This is a genomic window from Candidatus Hydrogenedentota bacterium (genome assembly GCA_016791475.1).
GTDB lineage: Bacteria > Hydrogenedentota > Hydrogenedentia > Hydrogenedentales > JAEUWI01 > JAEUWI01.
This window is the reverse complement of the sequence record JAEUWI010000022.1, coordinates 39,474-61,682: the sequence shown is the minus strand read 5'-3', so window position 1 is coordinate 61,682 and position 22,209 is coordinate 39,474. Positions and strand designations below refer to the sequence as shown.

Below are 22,209 nucleotides of genomic sequence, written 5' to 3'. Positions count from 1 at the left end.
GTATACTGTCTGCGTGGTCGCATACAACTAAGCCATCGGAAAGGACCGAAGTTGGATTTCAAGAACACCATCGCGTGGCATGAGCGCGCCAGCAGGGTTATTCCCGGCGGCGTAAACAGCGCCGTGCGTTCTACCGCCTTTCCCGTGCCGCACCACTACACCCACGCCAAGGACGCCCGGCTCTGGGATGTGGACGGCAATGAATACATCGACTACATCCTCGGCCAGGGGCCCATGCTCTTTGGCCACACGCCCGAGTGCGTGATCGAGGCCATCACGCGGCAGGCCGAGAAAGGCATCCTCTTCGCGGGACAGGGCGAGGATGAAGTTATTGCGGCCGAACTCCTCGTCGAGCACATCCCCTGTGCGGAGATGGTGCGTTTCAACTCCACCGGGTCGGAGTCGGTTCACGCGGCGATTCGCCTTGCCCGAAGCGCCACGGGACGCGACAAAGTCCTGCGTTTCGAAGGGCACTACCACGGCTGGCTCGACACCATCGCCTGGAACGGCCCGACAACGGATACGGACATCGGTCCGCGCGAGCATCCCGACGTGCGCCCCACGACCAGGGGGCAATTGGGTATGTACGCCGACAGCCTCCTCATTCGCCCGTGGAACGATCTACCCCTGCTCGAAGCAGCCTTCGCCCAGCACGGGGACCAGCTCGCCGCGGTTATCTGCGATCCCTTCGCCTCGGCTTCCGGGCTCATCCCCGGACACAAGAAATTCCTGGAACGCATGCGGGAGCTTTGCACGAAGCACGGCGTTGTCCTGATATTCGACGAAGTAATCACGGGCTTCCGCGTGCACCCCGGCGGTGCCCAGGCCTACTACGAAATTACACCGGATCTCGCCATTTTCGCGAAAGCACTTGGGGGCGGATTGCCCATCGCGGCTCTGGTGGGGCGCACTGATCTTATGATGGAAATCACGAAGGGCACGGTACATTCGGGTACCTACAACGCCAGCGCGCTCGTCATGGCGGGCACCCGTGCGGCCCTGGAACATCTCTACGCGGACCACGGTGCCGTGCTCACGCGCGCACACGACGCGGGGCGACGTCTCTCGGAAGAGCTGGAAGCCCTCGCCGAGGGTTATGGACTCTCCCTCCAGCTTCGCGGCGTTAACACCGTCTTCAGCACGTCTTTTGTTCCTTCCACGGCCGATCCCATCACCGACATGCGCTCCGCGCGCCAGGCCGACAGTGATATGCTCCGCACTTTCCGCATCGCCATGCAGGAGCAGGGCGTGCAGATTACCTCCTTCGGGATCTGGTTCGTCTCCACCGTCCACAGCGAACGTGATATCGATGAGACGCTGGAAGCCGCCCGCAACGCCCTTTCCCAACTCGCGGGACGCACCCGATGAGCAAGCGCGTCGGTATTCTCGGCTTCATGCACGAGTCCAACACCTTTGCCAACACGGTGACCACCCGCGCCCAGTTCGAAGAAGCCTTCCTTCACTTCGGGCCGGATCTGGTCACCGCCTGGAAAGACGCCCACCATGAACTCGGCGGCTTCATCGAAGGTTGCACCACCCACAGTCTCGAAATGGTTCCCCTTGCGGCCGCCTGGGCCACGCCCTCCGGGCCCGTCACACGCGAGGCCTACGAAAGCGTTTTGCGCGATCTATTGAACGCGGTCGAAGCCGCCCTGCCGCTCGATGGCATCCTCCTCGCCCTACACGGCGCCATGGTCTGCGAAAACATCGACGACGCCGACGGCGAGACCCTGGAGCGCCTGCGCGCGTTGGTTGGTCCCAATGTACCCATCGTAATGTCCCTCGACATGCACGGCAACATCTCCCCGCGCATGGCGGAGTTACCCGATGCCATTGTGGCCTACCGTACCTATCCCCACATCGACCAGCGCCAGCGTGGGGTGGACTGCGCGCGGATCATGGCCGGAATCCTCGACGGGAGTCTGTCGCCGCGCATGGCCCACGTGAAGCTCCCCCTGCTCATTCACATCGTACAGCAGTTCACGGGCAGCGGACCCATGGCGGAGCTCTACGCGGAACTCGAACGGATTGAGGAGCAACCGGGTATTGCAAGTGTTTCTCTGCTGCCCGGCTACATTTACGCGGACGTCCCTTTCATGGGCGTGTCCGTGATCGTCATTTCAGACCGGGATCAGGGCATGGCGGACCATTCTGCGCGTCACTTTGCCGCCACAATCTATGAGAAGCGTGATGCCCTCAACGCGGGCCTGCCCTCGGTGGAAGAGGCCGTGGCCGAGGCGGTCGCGACTCGGGGCACCGTCTGCCTCATGGATAGCGGCGACAACATCGGCGGGGGCGGTCCCGGCGATTCCACGATTCTCTTCGCCGCCCTGCGCGAAGCCGGGGCGCGGCACATCTGCGCCGTGCTCTATGACCCCGAAGCCGTGATAGAATGCACGCGGGCGGGGGAGGGGGGAGAGGTGTCGCTCGTGGTGGGTGCGAAGACCGATCACGAGCACGGCCAGCCCGTGGCGATCGAGGGCACCGTGATCCGCCTTCATGACGGGCATTATATCGAGGAGAGCCCCCGCCACGGCGGCACACGGGACTACGATCAGGGGAAAACCGCCGTCATTCTAACCATCGACGGCCACACGGTCGTGGTGAACAGTCTCCGCGTGATGCCCACCAGTCTGGAGCAACTCCTGAGCCTGGGCATCGATCCCCGCGCCCTGGGAAGCATCATCGTGAAGGGCGTAACCGCCCCCCGTGCCGCCTACGATCCGATAGCCACGAAAACCATCTGTGTGGATACCCCCGGCGTCACCCGCGCCGGTCCGGAGGCCTTCCAGTACCACAAACGGCCCCACCCGCTCTATCCGCTCGACACCCAAGTCTGACGCTGGTCATCCTGTGTCTCATAGCGTCCTGCCTCAGTAGTTCAAGATCAGGATGCAAAACCTCCTTCGTATTCGTCGACAGCTTTTTCTTACTTTATTTTCCAACGCAGTACCCATGGAATTGACTTTCGTTTCTCTGCTACGATCTGATCGCTTACTGATCGTCTTCCCTCTGCCTCGATTCGTCTCATTCGGCTCGGGGTGAACGTGGCCAATCGACAAAGCCCGCTTCTGCTGGGGCTTCCTTGCGCCGTCGTTCTGAGCGGGTTTCGGTGTAAGCGGAGGATTATCTCATGCGACTGCCTATGGTGCTGTCCGCTCTTGCCCTGGCAACCCTCATCGGCCATTCCACCGCGCAGGCGGGGGAGGCCATTACCGTGGCAAGCTACTACTTCCCCAACTACCATCCCGGAGACCCGCGCAATGTGGCCGAAAAGGGAGAGGGTTGGTCCGAGTGGGAACTGGTGAAAGACGCCCGGCCCCGCTTTCCCGGACACCCTCAGCCGAAGGTGCCGCTGTGGGGCTATGAAGATGAGTCGGACCCGGCGGTCATGGCGAAGAAGATCGACGCCGCGGCGGACCACGGCATAAGCGCGTTCATATTCGACTGGTACTACTACGAGGACGGCCCCTTTCTGAACCGCTGCCTCGATCGGGGCTACCTGGCCGCGCCCAACCGTGATCGCGTGAAATTCTCCCTGATGTGGGCGAATCATGACTGGTTCGACATCATGCCCTGCAAGCGCGATGCGCCCCGAGAGTTGCTCTATCCGGCGCGGATCAGCGCAGAGACCTTCGAACGGCTCTCCGCCCATGTGATCAAGGATTATTTCCTCCAACCCTCCTACTGGCGCATCGACGGGAAGCCCTACTTCTCCTTCTACGATCTGAGTGCGTTGATGGAAAACTTTGGATCGGTCGAAGCCACGCGTGCCGCGCTGGACGCTTTCCGCGCCAGGGCCGTTGACGCGGGCCTCCCGGGTCTTCACCTCAATGCTGTTGTCTGGGGCCAGCCGATTCTACCCGGAGAAAAGGCCCCGGCCGACCCGAAGGCCCTCGTTGCCGAGCTGGGCTTCGATTCGGTGACCTCGTATGTATGGGTCCACCATGTGCTTCTCCCCGATCAGAAAACCGACTATGCCTACGTCCGCGACCAGTACTTTGCCTACTGGGATCGCGCCGAAGCCATGTTCGACGTTCCCTACTATCCAAACGTGTCCATGGGGTGGGACCCGAGTCCTCGGTGCTTTCAGGAAGACCCATTCGGTGATTTCGGCTATCCCTTCACGAACACCATCGCCGGGAATACGCCCGAACAGTTTCGCGAGGCGCTGGAGCGCACGAAACAGCGGATGGAGCGTCGGCCGGATTCCCCCAGGATTCTCAACATCAATTGCTGGAACGAATGGACCGAAGGAAGTTACCTCGAACCCGATACCGCCCATGGAACGAAATACCTGGAGGCCGTGCGCGCGGTATTTGGCCCGGGCGCGCCCGAGTAGGCGGAAGGCCTCACCAGAGGGAGCCCGTGTTCGGGCTCTGCAAGGGGCTGCTAGCGCTTGCCGATCCTGAGCCCGGCCATATTGGCGGTCATCTTTTCGAGGGTTGTCGCGGGAAGCCCCAGAATTTCGGCCGCCACCTGGAGGTTGCCGTTGCACTGGGCAAGCACGGCGCTGATCAGCGTCCGCTCCGCATTTTCCAAGGGTTCCATCACGGACTCCCGTTCGCTCCTGGGGGTCGAAGCGTCGCGCAAATCATCCGTGCCGAGCAACTCGCTCCGGCTCTGAAGGGCCGCCAGGGTGATCGTGTTGCGCAGTTCCAAAGCGTTGCCATGGAGGGGCAGCTCCTGAAGATACGCCAGGGCGTCTTCCGTCAGTCCCTTCACCTGATGCACCCCCTGGCGCATGCCGGAGTCCACGAAGAACTCCGCGAGCGCGCGAATATCCGAAGGGCGACGCCGCAGCGGCTTGATGTGAATCCGCTGCCGCCCGATCCAGTTCAGCAGGTCTCTGCGGAAGACGCCCTGTCGGGCCAACTGCTCCAGATCTTTGCTGGACGTCCCCACAACCCGCACGCTGAACGATACCACCTGGGTTCCTCCGTTTCGAGGATAGGCGCCGCGCTCCAGCAGATGGAGCAATGTCAGTTGGTTCTCTGGAAGGAGCGAATCCAACTCCCGGAGAACCAGCGTCCCGCCGTTCGCCTGCTCCAGCAGCCCCCGGTGAATGACCACCGGATCCTCGCCGTCCCGCTTCACGGAGCCTGTGAGTGCGGCGGCAAAGTTCGCGCCGGAAAGGGTCATACAGTTGGCCGAAATGATCGGGCCCTGCGACCGGTTGCCCGACGCATGTATCAGGTGGGCGGCCAATTCCTTGCCCGTGCCCGCTTCACCCGTTATCAGGGTATTCTGCCCCGTGCGGGCGACGCGCTCTATCTCAGCGCGAAGTTCCTCCACGGCGCGGCTTTCCCCCAGAAAGCGGGTGGTATCACTTCCCGGCGCCTGGCCCGGTTCCGGCGCGATTTCGCCCCGGAACTCCAGCGAGCCCAGATAGGGACTCGCCGTCTGGGCTATCGCGTTCAATTGCGCGAGGGAATCGGGTTCCGGTATGAAATCCCGCGCGAGGGACTGGAGCACCAGCGCGCCCAGCGATCGCCCGCTTGCAAGCATGGGCGCAACGCATGAAATAGTTACTTCCTTGAAGAAGAGCCGTTTCGCGCGGTGGCTGCTCATGCACGCATCCCCCCGAGTCATTGCCTCCTCCACCTGTTCGCAGAGATCGTCACTTGGCGCAAACCCCGGTGGATACCAGGTGAGGCCGCCGGCGTTTACACAGCACAGCGCCGCTTTCACCCGCGCGGGGAAAGATTCTTCAAGTTCCTGAAGGCAGAGCGCGGCAAACTCGTCCTCGCGGTGGGCCTTACCAAGCTTCCGTGCGAAATTATGCAGCCGGGCCAGATCCTGAACCGTCGCCGGGTAGTGCTGCTCCAGAGGCGCGCTCTCACCGCCATCGTTGAGGTAAAGGGCCTCATCCAGAGACACGGTCGTCGAACCGCGCGGATCGGATTCCGGTGGGGAAGGGGGGCCCGAAAGCGATGTTCTCGTGAGGATGAAGGATTCCGTGCCGAGGGAAAGTTCATCGCCCACCAGCAGGCGGCATTCTTCCACCGCCCGGCCATTGACGAGCGATACATTCCGGCTGCCGAGATCGCGAAACACGACGCCATCGCCTTCCAGTCTCACTTCGCAGTGCTTGCGGGAAACCGTCGGATCGCCAATCGTTATATCGCAACTCAGGCTTCGGCCCATGACAATCGGTCGGGGGCCGATCGTCCAGCTTTCTCCACGGCTCGACCCGGACTTGGCCGTCAACAGCCACGTCATCGCGTCGCTCCCGTCCTGGAGTGTGTCCGGAGGTCTTTCCCAGAGCGCCATTCACTCCAAACGGGACTGGAGGCGCAAATCACTTCTCCAATACCCATAAGTAAACCCCTTTTTCTACCGCCTCTCCGCCCATTAATTTTAACCGTTTTCCTATTGTAAACCCTTCGGGCCGGGACCGCAAGTCCGGAGATTGCCACTTAACTCGAGCTAATCCACCGGCTCAGCCGACGAGAATTCATCAGGCTCCGCCGTTCCGCCGTCAATCTTTGTGACGATATGCCGACCCTGCGGGATTTAATCCAACCTGACTTTATGCCACCGGTTCTACCGGTGGTTTCTAATTGAGCAAAGACCGCACCGGATCAGTCCGGTGCGGCCTCCATGTCCAAGTCCCGCATTTTCTAGTACGGAGAAGGCACCCAGATCTCGCGCTCCTCGAATACCGGGGCGATCTCACGCCGACGCGTTTCGTGGTGGCCGACCACCACTTCTCCCGTCTCGCGGATGGTGTACTCCGGAATCCAGACCTGATACTCCTCCGTGCGGCCTTCCTGCACCAGTACGCGTTGGCGCTCGATATGGCCGCTCGGCGCGACCGGTGCCGGTGCCGGGCATGCAACCGCGGGTAACTGAGGCTGGTTTGCCGTGGCCAGAATCCCGACCACGTTTACAATCGCGTTCGCGATGGCCGCATCGCGGTAGGCCTTCGCGTGGGCCTTCTCTCCTTCATAGGGGTCGAAGCCACGACCACCAAACTCGTTGTACAGGTACTCCTCAAGCAGCCCGCCGAGGGGCGCGTTGCCCAGTCCGGCGTAGTCGTGATTCACGCCCCGACCCAGGCCCGCGCCGTTGCCGCGGTTCCGGTTCAGGTTCAGGGGGGCACCCGCGCCGGGCCGACGAGATTCACCGCCGGCACGACTCGGGGAAACCCGTTGGGCAGCGGAACGCGCCACGGGCCGCTTCACCGAATCCAGTCGCATGCTTTTTCCGGGCGATCCCGTTCGCGCATTGCCCTGAGCATCTGCAAAACCACAAAAGACCATTGATAAACACGTAACCGGTATGAGAATCCATCTCGTCTTCATGGCGAAACCTCCTGTGTTGATACGCCTGAACATCCAGACGCCGCCGGTATTGTTCTATTCAAACAGGATAGGTCGACCCGCGCACCAGACTCCGAAGACGTGTGCGTCAGGGGCCGGGAGGCCTGCAATTCTACGGAAAACCGGGTGCGGGCGTGGCGAGGCACCGGAAAGAAGTCAACGAGCCACGACGAGCGTAAGTCAATTTGCAACAGAGGCTTGTGGATGATCCTCCGGCGCGTTCGGGTCGGCGGAAGAGGATTCCACAAACCCGATGTAACCTTTGGCGCTCTGGGGGGGTATGAGAGCACAGAAATCGACTGTGGACGGGCCTCGCGCCCCGAACTCGGAGGAAAATTCCATGATAATGGCGGATGTGTTCAAAATTCTGTTTCTGATACTCGGTATGCTTATCTGTACGGTCAGCTACTGGCTCATGTTCTCGGCCCTCTTCTCGCCCGCCGTCAGCCGCGCGCAACAGGCCCTCGCCACCCGCCCCATGCGCGTTTTGCTCATGGGAGCCCTGGTTGGCGTTCCCTTCGTGCTCCTGGGCCTGGCCATGGCGGCCAACGGCGCAGGCCCCATCAAGCTGCTGGGGGTCACCCTCCTGATCCTGCTCACAACCGCCGCCCTCTTCGGTTCGACGGGCCTGGTCCGCATGGTGGGCCTCGGCCTCGGCAACCCCCAGACCGCCCGGAGCAACGGGGGCGTTGTGCTGCGCGGTGGCGCCGTGGTGGCGATTGCCTGCGTGTTCCCCGTGGTGGGCTGGTTTCTGCTCCTGCCCGTCGTACTGCTCGCGGGCTTTGGCGCCATGCTCCAGGGGATTTTTCGGCAGAGTCCCGTCGTCGCTTCCGTCCAGGCGCCCACCGGAGCGGTCCAGGCATGAGCCTTTCCCGCCGAAAATTCCTGAGCGCGGTGGGGTGTTGCGGGGCCGCGTGGACCCTTGGCGGCGCCGCTCGGGCAAGCGGCCCTCTCCCGGTGGGCGACATTGCCCTTGCGCGGCACGTGCTGAATCGCTGCACTTTCGGCATTCGTCCCGGTGACCTTCAGCAGGTCCTCTCGGTGGGGGTGGAGACCTGGGTCGAAGCGCAGCTCTACCCCGAGAACATTGAGGACAGCGCCTGTCACAAGCGGGTGCGCCGACTTGAAACGCTTCAGTGTCCCGTGGGCGAACTCTTCGAGTACAAGGAAGAATTTCTGTGGAAAGAGCTCGCCACCGGCAAACTGCTCCATGCCCGCTACAGCGAGCGTCAACTCTTTGAAGTCATGGTCGATTTCTGGACCGACCATTTCAATATCGATATTTCAAAAGGGGACTGCCCCTGGCTCAAGACGGCGGATGATCGCGAGGTCATCCGTAAGCACGCCCTCGGTTCCTTCCCTGAGCTCCTGCGGGCCTCCGCAACCGGCCCGGCCATGCTGTGGTACCTCGATGGTCGGACCAACCGGCGGCGCACCCCTGAGGAAGCGCCGAATGAGAACTATGCGCGTGAGCTCCTTGAACTCCACACCCTCGGTGTCAAAGGCGGCTATACACAGCGCGACGTGATGGAGGCCGCCCGGTGCCTCACCGGCTGGACCGTTCGCACGGACACCTGGTTTGGAAAGGGACGCGTCGAATTTAACGCCGGTCTACACGATGACGGTGAAAAGACAGTGCTCGGAAAGCCCATTCAGCCCGGCCTCGGCGAAAAATCGGTGGACCGACTCCTCGAAATCGTCGCGGAGCAGTCCGGAACGGCCCGCTATCTCGCCCGGAAACTCTGCAATCGCTTTATCGGGCTCGAAGCGCCGGACGACGTGGTGGAACGGGTGGCGCAGGCCTTCGCCACCAGTCGTGGCGATATCCGCACCACCCTGGTGGCCCTGTTTCGGAGCGAGGCCTTTCAGCATCCTGTGGCCCCCAAGTTCAAGCGCCCCTTCAATTTCCTCGTGTCCGCCCTGCGCGCCACCGCCGCCGACGTCCATCAGCCCGATGCGCTTCTCGATTACCTGGCGCGCATGGGGCACAGTCCCTTTCAATACCCCACCCCGGATGGCTATCCCGAAGAGGCCGAACCGTGGTATGGGAGCATGATGTGGCGCTGGCACTTCGTCTACGCTCTCTCCCGTAACGAAGTGCCAGGCGTCACCGTGGACTGGCCCGCGCTCCAACGGGAGGCCGGTGGAGGCGAGGCCCTGATCGCGCGGCTGATTGGGCGACAGCCGGATGGCGATGAACTCGAACTGGCCCAGAGAGGCGACCGCCCGGGACTGGTGCTCGCCAGCCCGGCATTTCAAGGATGCTAGCCATGCAACAGGGAAACACCGTTCTGAAGCTCAATCCGGAGCAGCACCATACCCTCGTCGTCGTCTTTCTCCGAGGCGGCGCCGACGGGCTCAACATGGTGGTGCCCACCGGAGACGACGCGTACTACCGAGCCCGGCCTCTCATCGGCATTTCGCGCGACAATACCGTCGCGCTGGACGATCTCTTTGGGCTTCATGACTCGCTGTCGCCCCTGCACCGCGCCTACGGTGAGGGCGAACTCCTCATCGTTCACGGCGCGGGCTCGGAAGAATCCAGCCGCTCCCACTTTGAGGCCCAGGATTTCATGGAACATGGCGGGGTGGGGGCCGGCGGCTGGCTGGGCCGCTACCTCCGACAGAATGTCCGCGCCACAAGCAATCCTCTGGCTTCGGTCGCCTTCGGAAAGACCTGTCCCGAATCCCTTCGCTCTTCGCCCGCCACCGTGGTCATGGATTCCCTGGGCGATATCGCGCTGAGCGAAGAGGCCATGCCCTTCGTCGACGGCCTCAATCGCGCCTATGGGAAATCCGGATTGCCCTGGGCCAAGTCGGGAAGTGACCTGCTCAGCGCCATCGGGCGGATCGTGGAACTCCAGTCGAAATCCTATTCCCCGTCCGGCGGGGCCGTCTACTCGGAGCATCCCTTTGCCCGCCACCTTCAGCAGGTCGCCCAACTGATCAAGGCCGAAGTCGGCGTGGAAGCGGCCACGGTTGACCTCGGCGGATGGGACAGCCACATCGCCACGTCAACCCTGATGACGCCCCTCATGAACCAGCTCGCCCAGGGGCTCATGGCTTTCTACGACGATATCGGGCCCTATCGCGACCGAACCACCGTCGTCGTCATGACCGAATTCGGTCGGCGCGTCTATGAAAACGCATCCCTGGGCACCGATCACGGTCGGGGCAGTATCATGATGCTTCTCGGCGGCGGCGTGCGCGGCGGCAGGGTCCTGGCGGACTGGCCAGGGCTCGAAGAGGCTCATCTTGAAGGGCCCGGCGACCTGCCCGTGCGTTACAATTTCCGAGACGTCCTCGCCCCGATTTTCGAGAAGAAGATGCCCGGAATCGAATTGAACCAGGTGTTTCCGGGGTATGCGCTGACCCCGCTCGATGTGGTCTAATGGTGCACAAGAGGTCACGGTACAGTTTTCCGCATTGGTCCGGATGGACCTGTTTCGATTTTCCAAGTTTGAGCCGCCCATGATTGCTTCGACCCTGTCACGGATTTGCCACTGGACGCCCGCGAGCGTTGCGGATCCGCGTCGCGTGTCCCCCCATGAGCCCACGGCGCCGGTTTCCGATGCCGATGAACCGGCATGGGAGACCGAGTGCATCCGCAGAACCCAGGGGGGCCACCCCGACGCGTTCAATCCGCTCGTCGCCCGATACGCACCCCGTATTCGAGCGTACCTGCACCGGATGCTTCGGAATCGTGAAGAGGCTGAAGACTTGACCCAGGAGACCTTCATAAAGGCCTTTCGAGCGATTCACCGTTTCGACGCCGAGCGCCCCTTCAAGAGCTGGCTCTACACCATCGCCACAAACACGGGGCTGAACGCCCTGCGCGGGCAGAAGCGAAGGGGCACTCAGGTCGCCCTCGATCCCGAGCTCCCCGCGCATGCGGAAGCGGGCCACCGGTGCGGCGGCGAGTCACGGGAAAAATTGGAGTCCGCCATGGCCGCCCTGTCGCCCCGCGCGGCACAGTTGATTACCCTTCACTACCATGAGGGATTTTCCCTGCTGGAAGCCGGCCAGGTGCTGGGTATGAGCGAGGGCGCCGCCAAGGCCGCACTGTGCCGCGCGCGGCAGGAATTGCGAACAACGATGTTGAATGAAGTCCGAGAGTGACTTCCGGAAGCGAGCAACAACATGAACTGCAAACGAATACAACGTGAAATGGACGCCGCTTTCGACGCCGGCGTCACCCTGGACGCGACTGCGGCGGAACACGCCCGCATGTGCCCCGATTGCGGCGCCCATCTGCGTGCCCTGGGCAACCTCGACGGCGCACTTCGGGCGGCGCCGCCCGTTCAGCCCGCACCCGCGCTCGTGGCCCGGATTCAGGATTGTATTGCCGCGGAACCGGTCCGGCAACCTCGCCCCTGGTTGTACCCCCTGGCAACGGCGGCGTCGGTGCTCGTGCTGGCGGCGCTCGGGCGTATCGCGCATTCCATGTTCCCAACCACCGGATGGGTCCGCCAGGCATGGCTGCCCCAGGAACCCCTCCTCCCGGATTGGGCTTTTCTCAAGGAGGAGCTGCTGGGCATTCCCGTCGCCGTTGCGGGTGACATGGCCGTCTTCAGCGAGTGGGCGGGGGAGCTGTGGCGTTCGGTAAACTTGTGGGAAATGGGGCCCCTTGGCGGCGACAACCCCTGGGTGTGGGTTCTGTTTGGCGCGTGCGCAGCCACGGCCTTTGCCCTAGACGGAATGGAATGGATGTCCAGGCGCTTCAAAGGGCCGGGTCACTGAAAAAATAATTGTTCACGGCCCGGAGGGCCGGAGAACCGGGAAATCATCATGGAACGCGTTATTGCCCTAGCCCTTGCCACCGTCGCCATCGTATTCCTTGTCCTGACCCTGAAAGCGTCGGTGATCGCGTTGAGCCTCTCGTTTTATCGGGGAAGGTCGCAGTTTTGTCGGCGCATCCATCAGAACTACACCGATCGCCCCTGGCGCTCCGGCATTGTTGGACTGGCCAACAGCCTCGTCGCCCTGTTCTTCATCCTCATCCTGCTCAACATGCAGGCGCTCGCACTTGTGGGCATTGGCATGGCCACCGCGCTCTGCGCCATTCATCTCGCGGGCAGGACCGCCCACTATCGGGTGCTTGCGGAGCGACTCAGCGATGATATTGGCGCCCTGCCGAACACGGGGTCCATGCTGCGCGGGGCGCTGGTCGCGGAATTGACCTTTCTCGTACCCGTCATCGGGCAACTGCTTTTCCTCGCGGTCACCATGCGCTGCGCCGGCGCCTGCATCCTGGCGATGCTTTCCCATGCGGTACCCGCCATCGAGGGTAATCCGCCCCCGCGCGATTCGGGACTAAACTGAGGCGGTCAGATCGCGGGGTACGAGCACCTCGAAGAACGCGCCGGATTCAGGCAGATTGCCGTAGCTGATCGTGCCGCCGTGGGTCGTGATAATCCGGTGCACGATCGATAGGCCGAGCCCCGTTCCACCGGCTTTTTTCGTAAAGAAGGCGGAAAACAAATCGTCGCCCTCTTCCAGATGAATGCCCGGACCTTCATCCTCTACCCGGAACAGAATGAAATCCCCCGCCAGCGATGTGCGGAAGGTCACCCGCTTTCCCGCGGGGCTCACCTCCACCGCATTGCGAAGGATATTGCTCAGGGCCTGGGCCAGTTTGGAGGCGTCCGCCAGTATTTCCGGTAGATCGTCCTGGGTCACGCAATCCAGCGCGATACGGTACTGTTCGGCGACTGGCGACGCCAGGGCTATGGAGCGCTCGATGATCGTCTGGGGTAGGCAAGCTTCCGGTTTCAGCGAAAAAGGCTTCGCAAAACTCAGGAACTGGCTCACCAACTGTTCCATCTGCCCGGCCTCCGTCAGGATGGTCCTGGCCTTGCTGTGAACCGGGTCGTCCGCGACGCTCTTGCGTATCAGCAATTCAGCCATCCCGCTGATGACACTGAGGGGGTTGCGCAGTTCATGCACCACTCCCGCCGTAAGCTCACCAATCTGCGCAAGCTGGCGGTTCAGCTCCGCCATCTTTTCCAGACGCCGCAATTCCGTGATATCGAGGAAAAGGAAGATGACACCGTTGAATTCCTGCGCTCCCTGCAGAGGCGACGCCGTAATACCGAGCACGGTAGTGCCTTCGGCGGTTGTCACCGTGACTTCGCGGCGCGAGACCGTCTCAAGGTGATCCCGCAGTTCGTCCATCAGGCGCATCAGGGGAAGGGAGGCATCCGGAATCGCATCAAGGCGCTGACCGGGCGCGAGAAACTCCGCGGCGACGTTCAGATGCACGGCGGCCGCCTTGTTTGCGGTTATTACCAGGCCCTGCGCGTCCACCGCCAGCACGCCGCTCGACAGGCTCGACACGATCTGCTCAAAAATTGCGGGGTGGCTGGATGCTTCACTCATAGTCACCGTCCTCCCGATAGGGCCGATACCTGCTAAATCCTGCTGCGAATCTCGCGGGTGAGCAAGGCAAATTCCTCCATGCCCAGCGTCTGGGGCCGGCGGCCGGGATCGATACCCGCCGCATCCATGGCGTCCAGCACCGCTTCCTGTGGCGCGCCAAAGCCGCCCGACTTCGTCAGGGAGTTCCGGAGGGTTTTGCGCCGCTGGGCGAAGGCCGCCCGCACCACCTTCATGAGAAACAGCTTTTCCTCCCGCGGCATGGTGTTCTTCTTGTCGCAGCGAAAGCGTACAATGCAACTGTCCACCTTGGGCCTTGGCACGAAGCATGAAGCGGGTACGCGATGGACAATATCCACGTCGGCGTAGCAAAGGGCCGCGATCGACAGGACCCCATAGTTGTCCGCACCCACCGGCGCCACCAGCCGCTGTCCCACCTCATCCTGCATCATCACGACCAGCCGCGAGAAGAACAGGGGCGATTCGAGGAAGTGAAACAGGATCGGCGTGGTGATGTAGTAGGGGAGATTCGAGAGAAACTTGTGGCTCTTACCCCCGGGAATAAATTCGTTGACTAGCTTCTCTACCGGGTGGTTCAGAATATCGCCCCGAAAGATGTGCACGTTGTCCAAGTGCCCGAATTGGTCCGTGAGGCAGGGGATGAACGAATTGTCGATTTCCACCGAGAGCAACTGCCCCGCCTTGGGGTGGATTCGCCGCGTAAGCGCGCCGAGGCCCGCACCGACCTCCACCACGTAGTCGTCCTTTGTCAGGGCTGCCGCGTCGATCATGATCCGGTTTATATTGTCGTCCAGCAACAGGTTCTGGCCCAGGGACTTCTTGAACGAGATTCCGTAGCGCTTGCACATGTCGCGCAAGGTCATCTCGACCGAATGGTTCTCAGTTTCCATGGGCGGAACCTTGCTTCGGGCCGGTCACGGAATAGTGAAAGACGGGGGTATGGCGGTGGGGACGGGTCAAAAATAGCTCCTCAATCGGTACGTTTGGCAATCGGGGCGCAGTCCGAACTCCAGCGCGCGAATCACAGCAAAATTCACACACTGGGCCCATTGCCAGTGAAATTTATCAGTTCCTATAGTATCGCGTGCTCCGCCGCCGTGTCCAGCCGGTCGGGATTAGGCGTACCCTGAGATGGTCGTGGAGACGCCCTCCACAAATCGATTGCTCCAAGTACTCTTCACCGGGGTCAAGTCCGAAGGCTGAAGTCCACAGCCTGGCATTGACCCGCCCAGCGGGTCTTGCTATCATCTGCGCGGGATAGAGGTCTTTCGAAATGCCGCAGGTAATCATTGAACAGCCGGGTGTGCCCCCCATGACAGTGCCCCTGTCGGGCAAGGAAATTCGATTCGGGCGATCCGAAGACAGCGACGTCGTTCTTGTGGCGAACGAAGTGTCCCGGAACCACGCCAAGATTTGCCGCGTTGGGACCAAATCCATCCTCTTCGACCTCCAGAGCCTCAACGGCACCTACGTCAACCGCCAGCGCGTGGTGGAGCGGGTACTCTCCCACATGGACGAAATCTGGTTCGGGAGCCTCTGTAAACTCGTTTTTCGCGATGATACCCAGTACGGTAAGGAGCACGCCGACGAAACACCCGCCAATAACCCGGATTTGGTGAAGAATCTCGATAAGATTCGCGCCGAGATGGACCGGGTCGGCAACAGTATGACCCTGATCGGGCGCCCCACCCCGCCCTATGCCGAAGAGGTGAAGTCGAAAGAACTGGAGGCCAGCCCGGAAGCCATCGTCAAGATGAGCCGGGCCTATCGCCGACTGGCCGCGCTGCACAAGGCCAGCCAGATCATGGCGTCGGGCTTCGATCTGCGGGAGCGCCTCGCCCAGGTGCTTGACATGGTCATGGAGACGATGGAGGCTGATCGCGGCTTCGTCATGCTCCGGGAAGAGGGCACCAACAACCTCAACGTCAAAGTCGCCCGGGAAATGGGCCGCGAACTCGAAGCCAGTTCGCCCAGCATGGGCATCGCCGGACGCGCCGCCATCGACGGCGAGGCCGTTCTCATGGTCGACAGCCAGAACGACAGCAAGTTCGGCATGCGCGAAAGCATCATTCGCTCAGAGATCATGAGCGCGATGTGCGTTCCCCTGAAGATAGAATCCCGAATTATGGGGTCCATCTACCTCGACACGCGAAAGCCCCACGTCACCTTCAGCGAAGAAGATTTGGAACTTTTCGCTTCGCTGGCCTCCCAGTCGGCCCTGGCCATCGACAACGTGCGGCTTCACGACAAGGTCGTCGCGGCTGAAATGAAGCGCCAGGAATTCGGGCGATTCCTGAGCCCCGCCATCGTGGACAAGATCATGGCCGAAGAGAAAGCGGTGGAGCTCGGCGGACAGCGCGCCCGGGTCAGTACGCTCTTCTGTGACATCCGGGGCTTCACCAACACCGCGGAACGCATATCTCCCGTGGAACTGGTCGCCCTGCTCAATGAGTATTTCACCGCCATGACCGAGATCATTTTCCAGTACCAGGGCACTCTCGACAAGTACGTGGGCGACGAGATCATGGCGATTTTCGGTGCGCCCGTGTCCATCGAAAATGACGCCCTCGCCGCCGTCTCCGCCGCCGTCGCCATCCAGGCGCTCAACGCCGAGCTGAACGTCGTCCGCCAGAAGCAGGGGAGGACCGTCATTCAATTGGGTATCGGCATCGACTCCGGCGAAGTCACCGCCGGCTATTTCGGATCCCCCATGCGAATGGAGTACACCGTGATGGGGGACCGGGTCAATACGGCGAGTCGCTTCTGCGGGTTGGCCGAGGCGGGTCAGGTGATCGTCGGAGAAGAGACCTGGCGATCCATTGAAGGAAAAGTCGAAGGGCGCGTGATGGGGAAAGTGCGACTCAAAGGCAAGGAACTGGAAGTAAACGCCTACGAAGTGCTCGCCATACGCTGACGCCGGAGCGACGCGCCGATCAGAAGCACGTTTTCACCGCGACGACGACCACCACCAGCGCACTCACCAGAACAACGATGTGACGGCCCCATAGCCGGACGAATCCGGGGCGGTTCGGGCTGCCGGACTGGGCGTCGACCTGGGTCGCGTGCGCGGCCACACGCGATTCCAAATCCGACTGGTAGGCGGCCTGGAGTTCTCGCGCCCGCGCGTCCCGCTTCACCGTTTCGCTGGACACCCAGACCATGCCGCCCTCGGGTGTTTTGACCTGCTCGTATCCCGAATCCTTATAGCGCTGGCTTCGTTTGATGGACGACTCGGGCTCAATTTCCTTAATCCTCTGAGACAGCACGCGCTCCGAAGCTGTTGGAGTCCAGGGCGTGTCGGGGTAAAGTTCCACCTGGGAGGGCCGCTTCGCCATATCAAACTCAGACACGAACTTGTCGTCCACCTTCACCGCCGCGCTTACCACCCGCTCCGACTGACCGTCCTTCAACGTAACGGTGAAAATCTGCGTGCCGTCGGGGATGGCCGTGCCCGAAGTGATCTGCGCCAGTGAAACCAGCCATAATAGGATGAGTGAAGTGTTCATACCCCTAAGTATAGGCATTTGGGCCTTCCCAGGCAAGGAGGCACCCATGGCCTCCGGTATGTCGCCGTCACGCCCGCATCACCATCGAGGTATCCCCCGAATGCCCCATTTTGAGATAGCCATCCTGGCCACGTCCATGATCGTGCTGACCGGCATTGTTTTGCGGCTGGGCTGGCTTGCCCTCCGGGAACCCGCGCGAAGCGGTGAAATCTCGCTGAACCGGGATGGATCCTTTGCCATGGTCTGCGCCTGTTGCGGCGAGTCCGCCGAGGTGCCCGCCAGCGCGCTGGCCCTCCTGAGCTCCGCGGAGAAAGCCCTCGTCGTTCGAGAGCGGCCAGGCGTCGTCGGACAGCGCCTCGTCGAGTTTCCCTGCCCCGCCTGCGATGCCTCGCACTGCTACAGCGTCCATCGCCAGACCATGACCTTTGTCGGCGTCAATCTATATCAGGGACAACATTTTCAAGCCAATTGCAAGGAATGTCGGCGCATCATTCTCACACCGCCCTGGCGAAAAGGCGCCTTCGACGGCGACGTGGAAGCGGCGCCGGGAGACACGTCGGCACTCGGTCTGGTCTGCAAATTCTGTGGGGCGATTTGCTGTGTCCCCTGTTGCAGAGACGCAACCCGGAATCGTACGGCCGATGGTACCTTGCTGTGTCCGCGCTGCTTTCGGGGACCCAATGATCAATTCTGCCACCAGGCTTCGGGAACGGCGATGGAACCAGGACGTAACCACGCACATTGATTACCGTAGCGCTTCCCGCACACAATGAAGCCGTGAACAAACGCCGGGTAAACCGGCCTTGGTAAGCCCAAGGAGAATTGGTAGTTATGACTCGAAAAGTTCGATTGGTTTTTCCCCTTGCCATGGCCGCTACGTTCGCGGCGCTCGTCGGTTGCGCATCCACCGGGCATACGGAAAACAAGAAGCCGGCCAGAGCGGACGACCTCACCCCGGCGGCAGACCATGGCCCCGCCCGAACGGGTTTTCCGCAGATTTATCTGGATGCCGGCGCTCAGGTGACCCTGGGGGAGGCCTTCAGGCACATCGGAGAGACCTTTGGCGGCGGCGCGGCCCTCACGGCCGGACTCGAAGAGCGTCCCGCGCCTCCATCGGGCCTGGCGCACACCGGGTTTGTTCCCGGACTTGAACGGCTGGCAAAACCCTACGACTGCAAGCTCCAGGTCACACCTTATTACGTGTTTTTCTACCCTCGGGGCTATGAGGCGCTCGCCGACCTCTCGCTGGAGGGACGCGTCGATCCACGGTTCGTAACAACGCGCGCCTCCTTCGCTATCGGGTCGGGAACGGATCTCTTCAATGCCCTGGCCCTGCTTGGTGAGAGCCTCAAGTTAACCATCGTCGCCGACAATAGCGTGGCCGATGCCTGGTGCGGCGAAGTCTTCCTGGAGGACGCCCCGGTTTACGCGATCATCGAGGCCCTCCTGAAATCCTCCCGGATTGCCCCGGACATGATCGAAATCGAGAGCAATCAAGACTATCTCTTCCTTCGTTCCACTGCCAATCAAAGCAGGCCCCCGAGCTGCCTCAATCGCGAGGAGCTTAGCGCCGATCAACTGGCTATCCTCCAGACTCCCCTGACGCTGCGCTTGCCCGATACCGGGGCGGCCTTCACCTTTCAGGCGGAACCGACCACCCTGGCTCGGGTATTGCCCGATCTCGCCCGCGCGCTCGGTATCCCCGTGACGGCCGACGACGCCATGGGCCGGCTTCCCGTCAATATCACGTCATTTCATGGCATTCCCACGGAGACCGCCCTGGATCTGCTTGTTCGCCAGTGGCCCCTGCCCCGCTACGGCTACCGCATCCGGAACGGCGGCCTTCACTTTTGCGAACGCCCCGTGGGTTGACCCGGCAACCCAGGTCTCGCCCTCGCGTCGAAAACGGCGTGCGAATCCTCTGGAAATATGATAGGATCCGGGAAGGAATTGGTTTTGCGTGTTGGCGGCATTGAACCGGTGGAGCGTGTCTCTTGCAGTCCTCCGATTGGGCGTGGCGCTGCAAATTCCAAGTCCTGTGTAGTGACGTCTTTGATGATCGGGAGATACGGTTTTTGATTCCCTCAAGCGTGAAGCCTGTGTTGCGAAGCCTTCGTGAGGGCACGGGCTTTCCCGAGGTGGTCGCAACCCTGCTGACCGTGGTGGTGTTCATCGTCAGTTACTGGTGCGAGTCGACCGGTCGCCACACCGATGTCATGTTTCGCGGCGTGTTCCTCGCCGGGTCGGTCATCCTGTGTGGCATGGTGGTTTACGGCATTTTCGTGCGCCACTACATCCCCGGAATCTCCCATCTTGTCGTGTCCGGCGCCTTGATGATAGGCCTCTCCCAACTCGTCGGCTTTCTCGAAGTTCTCCCATCGCTGCGTCACGTACCCGTCGTGGGGCCCGAGGGTTGGAGCTACTTCGCCCACCTCGACGATATGCTCCTCTATCCCGGCTTCGTACTCATGCTGTGCGGTTTTTATCTATCCATCCTCCACGCAACCCGCATGCGCCTCCAACTGATTCTCGAAGGGCGGGAAAAGGAAGAAGCCCTTGCCCTGAGCAACCGCACCGCCGAAGTCCTCGCGAGGCGCGTGGCCTTCGAGAATCTCGCCACCGGCATCTCGACCCGCTTTATCAATCTGGGTCAGGACGAGGTCGATGGAGAGATTCGGCACTCCCTGGAACTGGTCGGCTCCTTTACCAGGGTTGATCGCGTCTACTTTGTCGTCTCCCGCGTCTCCCTGGCCGGAAAAAATGAGCGATTCGAATGGTGCCGCGACGGGGTTCGGTCGCTGGCCGGAGCCCTTCAGGGCGTCACCGAAGATGATTTCAAGTGGTCCCTGGACGCGCTGGACCGCGGCGAGTGTATCGTCATTCCCTCCGCGGGTGGGTTGCCGCCGGAGGCGGAGTTCGAAAGGCGGTGGGTGGAACAAAACAAGATTTTATCGCTGGTCCGGGTGCCCATACTTTCCAGCAGTCGGCTACGCGGCTATATCGGCCTCGACAGCGAAGACAGGGCTGCGGAATGGCCCGAAGAGACGATACCGCTCCTCCGCATGATCGGTGAAATCCTTCTTTCGGCCTGGGACCGGCGCTGTGTCATGCAACAGCGCGCCATTCTGGAGGCGCAAGTGCAGCAGGCCCAGAAAATGGAGAGCCTGGGCGTCATGGCCGGCGGAATCGCCCACGATTTCAACAATATTCTGACCGGCATCATGGGCAATGCCGAGTTGGCCCAGCTCGGGCTTCCCGAGGGCGGCGAGCTCCATCGCTACATGGAGGGCATCACCCAGTCGGCCCGCCGCGCGGCCGAGTTGTGCCGCCAGATGCTGGCGTACTCCGGGCGTGGGAAATTTTTCTCCGAACCTTTCAGACTGAATGAACTCGTGTCGGAAATGATGCCCCTCCTGCGGGCTTCGGTCACGCGCACGGCAAGCTTCGAGTGCGAACTCACCCCCAACCTGCCCGAGCTCGAGGGCGACATGGCCCAGTTCCGCCAGATCCTTGTGAATCTGGTCACCAATGCCTCCGAATCGCTCGACGAAGCGCAGGGCGCCGTGCGAGTCCGCACCGGAATGGAGCATTGCAGCGAGGAGTTCCTGCAGGGCACCTATCTGCCCGAACCCCTGCCGGCGGGCGACTACGTCGTGCTTGAGGTCAGCGATACCGGGTGCGGCATGGAGGCGGAGATCGTGGAAAAGATTTTCGATCCGTTCTACACCACCCGATTCGCCGGTCGGGGGCTGGGGCTCCCCGCCGTACTCGGCATCGTCCGCAGTCACAAGGGCGCGCTTCGGCTGGACACCGCGCCCGGCCGGGGAACGCGCGTCAGCCTCTATTTTCCCGTTCAGGCCACGTCGGCCAAGAGCCATTTCGCGCAGGGGGAAGTGCTTGGCGACTGGCACGGCCAAGGCACCGTGCTCCTGGCCGACGACGAGGAGACCGTGCGCTCCGTTGGCGCCATGATGCTGAAGCACGTCGGCCTCGATGTCGTCACGGCGGACGATGGGGAGGAGGCCCTCACGCGCGCCGACCAGCACGGCGACCGCCTTCAATGCATTATCCTCGATCACTCCATGCCCGGGATGAGCGGTGACGCCACCTGCGCGGAATTCAAACGCCGCTTTCCCGAAGTGCCCATCATCATCGCCAGCGGCTACATGCGCCAATCCATCGAGCACGAGTTCGAGCCCGGTCGTGTTGCGGCGTTTCTTCCAAAGCCCTTCGAGCTCTTCAATATCCAGGCGGTCATGCGCGATCTGCTCGATCCCGTCGCACGGAGCTGAGCCCGCGGGTCACGCGTCGGGCGTATGGAGCTTGGCCAGGAAGGCCGTAGCGCGCTCCTGCATCTCGATCGCAAGCTCGTCCACGCGCTTGCTGTAGAACCCGTGAAAGGCCAGTGCGGGAATCGCCACGCACAGACCCGCGATGGTGGTGACCAGCGCCTGAGATATGCCCGCCGCCAGAATCTGGGGATTGCCCAGGCCCTGAGCCGTTACGGCGTCGAATACCGTCACCATCCCGAGCACCGTACCCAGGAGACCGATCAGGGGGCTCACATTCGCGATGATTTCCAGCATGGTCAAGCCCCGTTCGAGGCGCGCCACGTGGGTGCGTCCCACGGCGTGCATTGTCTCCAGCAACTGGGCGTGGCTCAAGTGGCGCAACTGGATCAACTCCTCCGCGATACGCGCAAAGGCGCCCGGCGTACGCTGGCACACCGCAAGCGAGTGGGAGGGCGAACTCCCGTCCGGGTTGCCAAACTCATGGAGAATCCGGACGATCTCCGGCGAGATGACCTTGTCGCGGCGCAGCGCAAAGGCGCGTTCGAGGACCACCGTCAGGGCCGCCAGCGAGCCCAGGCCCAGCGGGATCATCGGCCAACCGCCCTGGCGGATCATTTCGAGAAAGTCAGACATGCTCAATCCTTGTGTTGTCATCGGCAAGCCGGTATTCCGCCGGCGGGTTTCTTTCAC

General features: G+C 62.0%; 19 protein-coding genes. 13 read left to right on the top strand and 6 right to left on the bottom strand.

Annotated features, from left to right (window positions below; translation table 11 throughout):
- Nucleotides 1-51: 51 nt before the first annotated feature.
- The 3 genes from JNK74_13530 to JNK74_13520 all read left to right on the top strand — a co-directional run bounded on the left by JNK74_13530 (nucleotide 52) and on the right by JNK74_13520 (nucleotide 4,342).
- Nucleotides 52-1,368, top strand: coding sequence for an aspartate aminotransferase family protein (locus tag JNK74_13530; protein MBL7647203.1), 1,317 nt, complete (start codon nucleotides 52-54; stop codon nucleotides 1,366-1,368).
- The gene (locus JNK74_13525; protein MBL7647202.1) at nucleotides 1,365-2,840 is read left to right on the top strand and encodes a M81 family metallopeptidase; all 1,476 of its coding nucleotides are present in this window, start codon (nucleotides 1,365-1,367) and stop codon (nucleotides 2,838-2,840) included. The genes JNK74_13530 and JNK74_13525 overlap by 4 nt, the downstream gene beginning before the upstream one ends.
- Nucleotides 2,841-3,145: 305 nt before the next feature.
- Nucleotides 3,146-4,342 carry a glycoside hydrolase family 99-like domain-containing protein gene (locus JNK74_13520; protein ID MBL7647201.1) on the top strand — a complete coding sequence of 399 codons (1,197 nt, stop codon included), beginning with the start codon at nucleotides 3,146-3,148 and terminating at the stop codon, nucleotides 4,340-4,342.
- A gap of 50 nt (nucleotides 4,343-4,392) precedes the next feature.
- Here JNK74_13520 and JNK74_13515 read toward each other — a convergent pair whose 3' ends face one another.
- Together JNK74_13515 and JNK74_13510 are read right to left on the bottom strand one after the other, a co-directional pair.
- Entirely contained in the window at nucleotides 4,393-6,222 is a 1,830-nt protein-coding gene (locus tag JNK74_13515) for a sigma 54-interacting transcriptional regulator (protein MBL7647200.1), read from the bottom strand.
- Nucleotides 6,223-6,623: 401 nt separating this feature from the next.
- Entirely contained in the window at nucleotides 6,624-7,202 is a 579-nt protein-coding gene (locus tag JNK74_13510) for a hypothetical protein (GenBank protein ID MBL7647199.1), read from the bottom strand.
- A gap of 463 nt (nucleotides 7,203-7,665) precedes the next feature.
- On the opposite strand from JNK74_13510, the gene JNK74_13505 reads away from it, so the two are divergent.
- The 6 genes from JNK74_13505 (at nucleotide 7,666) to JNK74_13480 (ending at nucleotide 12,647) form a co-directional block, all read left to right on the top strand.
- Entirely contained in the window at nucleotides 7,666-8,190 is a 525-nt protein-coding gene (locus JNK74_13505; GenBank protein ID MBL7647198.1) for a hypothetical protein, read from the top strand.
- Complete coding sequence (locus JNK74_13500; GenBank protein ID MBL7647197.1) at nucleotides 8,187-9,593, top strand: DUF1800 domain-containing protein; 1,407 nt, start codon at nucleotides 8,187-8,189, stop codon at nucleotides 9,591-9,593. The genes JNK74_13505 and JNK74_13500 overlap by 4 nt, the downstream gene beginning before the upstream one ends.
- Nucleotides 9,594-9,595: 2 nt before the next feature.
- Nucleotides 9,596-10,717, top strand: a complete 1,122-nt coding sequence (locus JNK74_13495) for a DUF1501 domain-containing protein (GenBank protein MBL7647196.1) — start codon at nucleotides 9,596-9,598, stop codon at nucleotides 10,715-10,717.
- A 79-nt stretch (nucleotides 10,718-10,796) separates the two neighbouring features.
- On the top strand, nucleotides 10,797-11,444 hold the full coding sequence (locus JNK74_13490; GenBank protein MBL7647195.1) for an RNA polymerase sigma factor: 648 nt from the start codon (nucleotides 10,797-10,799) through the stop codon (nucleotides 11,442-11,444).
- Nucleotides 11,445-11,465: 21 nt separating this feature from the next.
- Complete coding sequence (locus tag JNK74_13485) at nucleotides 11,466-12,065, top strand: hypothetical protein (GenBank protein ID MBL7647194.1); 600 nt, start codon at nucleotides 11,466-11,468, stop codon at nucleotides 12,063-12,065.
- 48 nt (nucleotides 12,066-12,113) lie between these two features.
- Nucleotides 12,114-12,647, top strand: coding sequence for a hypothetical protein (locus JNK74_13480; GenBank protein MBL7647193.1), 534 nt, complete (start codon nucleotides 12,114-12,116; stop codon nucleotides 12,645-12,647).
- On the opposite strand, the gene JNK74_13475 is transcribed toward JNK74_13480, so the two are convergent.
- Both JNK74_13475 and rsmA read right to left on the bottom strand, forming a co-directional pair.
- Nucleotides 12,639-13,703, bottom strand: coding sequence for a PAS domain-containing protein (locus JNK74_13475; GenBank protein MBL7647192.1), 1,065 nt, complete (start codon nucleotides 13,701-13,703; stop codon nucleotides 12,639-12,641). The two genes, JNK74_13480 and JNK74_13475, sit on opposite strands and share 9 nt — an antisense overlap.
- Nucleotides 13,704-13,735: 32 nt before the next feature.
- On the bottom strand, nucleotides 13,736-14,611 hold the full coding sequence (gene rsmA, locus JNK74_13470; GenBank protein MBL7647191.1) for a ribosomal RNA small subunit methyltransferase A: 876 nt from the start codon (nucleotides 14,609-14,611) through the stop codon (nucleotides 13,736-13,738).
- Nucleotides 14,612-15,033: 422 nt separating this feature from the next.
- Here rsmA and JNK74_13465 point away from each other — a divergent pair, with 422 nt between their 5' ends.
- Entirely contained in the window at nucleotides 15,034-16,635 is a 1,602-nt protein-coding gene (locus tag JNK74_13465) for an FHA domain-containing protein (GenBank protein MBL7647190.1), read from the top strand.
- Between the two features lie 19 nt (nucleotides 16,636-16,654).
- On the opposite strand, the gene JNK74_13460 is transcribed toward JNK74_13465, so the two are convergent.
- Nucleotides 16,655-17,245 carry a hypothetical protein gene (locus tag JNK74_13460; GenBank protein ID MBL7647189.1) on the bottom strand — a complete coding sequence of 197 codons (591 nt, stop codon included), beginning with the start codon at nucleotides 17,243-17,245 and terminating at the stop codon, nucleotides 16,655-16,657.
- Nucleotides 17,246-17,327: 82 nt separating this feature from the next.
- On the opposite strand from JNK74_13460, the gene JNK74_13455 reads away from it, so the two are divergent.
- The 3 genes from JNK74_13455 (at nucleotide 17,328) to JNK74_13445 (ending at nucleotide 21,519) form a co-directional block, all read left to right on the top strand.
- Nucleotides 17,328-17,972, top strand: coding sequence for a hypothetical protein (locus JNK74_13455; protein ID MBL7647188.1), 645 nt, complete (start codon nucleotides 17,328-17,330; stop codon nucleotides 17,970-17,972).
- 86 nt (nucleotides 17,973-18,058) lie between these two features.
- Entirely contained in the window at nucleotides 18,059-19,099 is a 1,041-nt protein-coding gene (locus JNK74_13450) for a hypothetical protein (GenBank protein ID MBL7647187.1), read from the top strand.
- Between the two features lie 203 nt (nucleotides 19,100-19,302).
- The gene (locus JNK74_13445) at nucleotides 19,303-21,519 is read left to right on the top strand and encodes a response regulator (GenBank protein MBL7647186.1); all 2,217 of its coding nucleotides are present in this window, start codon (nucleotides 19,303-19,305) and stop codon (nucleotides 21,517-21,519) included.
- Nucleotides 21,520-21,528: 9 nt separating this feature from the next.
- Here JNK74_13445 and JNK74_13440 read toward each other — a convergent pair whose 3' ends face one another.
- Nucleotides 21,529-22,152: a MotA/TolQ/ExbB proton channel family protein gene (locus tag JNK74_13440; GenBank protein MBL7647185.1), complete on the bottom strand. Its 624-nt coding sequence runs from the start codon at nucleotides 22,150-22,152 to the stop codon at nucleotides 21,529-21,531.
- Nucleotides 22,153-22,209: the final 57 nt, after the last annotated feature.